Raw genomic sequence first — 1,364 nt, forward strand, 5'->3', positions numbered from 1 at the left:
CGCGGGCATCATCGCGCCGCTGCACACGCTGATGTTCTGGACCCTGTGCGGGCTGGTATCGCTCGAAGGCTTCTGGCGCCTGCGCGCGTACGTGCCCGAAGGTGCGTGGAGCTGGAGCGCATGGGCCTACGGCTTCGGCGCACTGCTCCTGCTGGTGTCCGGCCCCGGCTCGCGCCTGCGCTGGCCCGTCGCGGCGTTCCCGCGCGCGTACCAGGTGTGGGGCGCGGCACCGCTCGCCGCGCTGCTGTGGCTGTGGAGCATCGCCAGCGTGACCAGCGACGGCAACGCGGCGCCGCTCTTCTGGCTCCCGCTGCTCAACCCGCTCGACATCGCGCAGTGCCTCGTGTTCGTCGCGTTCGCCGTGTGGCTGCGCCGCCTGCGAACGCTCGGCATCGCGTGGCATCCGCGCGTCGTCGACTACGCGGCCATCGCCACCGTGTTCCTGTGGTTCAACGCGCTGATGCTGCGCACGCTGCATCACCGCTTCCACATGGTCTACGACATCGACACCGTGCTGTCGTCGTTCGGCATCCAGCAGGTGTTCATGGTCGGCTGGAGCCTGTTCGCGTTCGCCGGCATGTGGCTGACGCGCCGCGACGGCATCGCCCGCGTGTGCGCGCTCGCATCGCTGCCGCTGATCGTCGTGATGTGGGTGTGGACCTTCTATGCGAACTTCACGCAGGACGGCGGAAGCTGGGCGCGCGTACCGCTCTTCAATCCGCTCGACCTCGTGCTCGCGGTCGTCTATGCGCTCGCCGCGACGTGGTTCGTGCGTGCGCGCAAGCTCGGCTGGTCGTTCGACATCCATCGCGTCGCGCTGCTGAGTGCGGCCGGCGCGACCGCGTTCCTGTGGCTGAACGCGATCCTGCTGCGGACGCTGCATCACTGGGCCGGCGTGCCGTACGAACTCGGCGCGATGGCGGAATCGACGCTCGTGCAGGCGTCGGTCTCCGTGTACTGGACGCTCTGCGCGCTCGCGATCACGATCTGGGCCACGCGCCGCGGGCTGCGTCCGCTGTGGTTCGTCGGCGCTGCGCTGCTCGCGCTCACGGTCGTCAAGCTGTTCCTGTTCGACCTGTCGCACGTGACCGGCATCGAGCGCATCGTGTCGTTCATCGGCATCGGCGTGCTGCTGCTGTTGATCGGCTATTTCTCGCCGCTGCCGCCGAAGGCCGCCGCGCAACAGGACGACAAGGCATGAAACGACTCGCCGCCCTGCTCGGACTGAGCCTGCTCGCGTCGTTCGCGGCGGCCGACGGCACGCCCGGTGCCGGGCGCGGTACGCAGCGCTTCTCGCTCGACCTGGACGGCACCGCCGCGTACTACCAGCTCACCGTGCCGCAGCCCGTCTATGCGGCGAGCCG

1 protein-coding gene and 1 pseudogene are annotated in these 1,364 nt (G+C 69.4%); both read left to right on the forward strand.

The genetic code is table 11. The features are described 5' to 3' along the window. Window positions 1-1,201, forward strand: a 1,201-nt coding sequence (locus JYJ84_RS36755) for a DUF2339 domain-containing protein (RefSeq protein ID WP_205190306.1), incomplete at its 5' end; no start/stop codon positions are given. Further along, window positions 1,198-1,364, forward strand: a pseudogene (locus tag JYJ84_RS38180) (DUF3999 domain-containing protein); the annotation flags it as partial. The gene JYJ84_RS36755 and the pseudogene JYJ84_RS38180, both read left to right, overlap by 4 nt.

Source organism: Burkholderia sp. LMG 13014 (assembly GCF_905232215.1).
Lineage (GTDB): Bacteria > Pseudomonadota > Gammaproteobacteria > Burkholderiales > Burkholderiaceae > Burkholderia.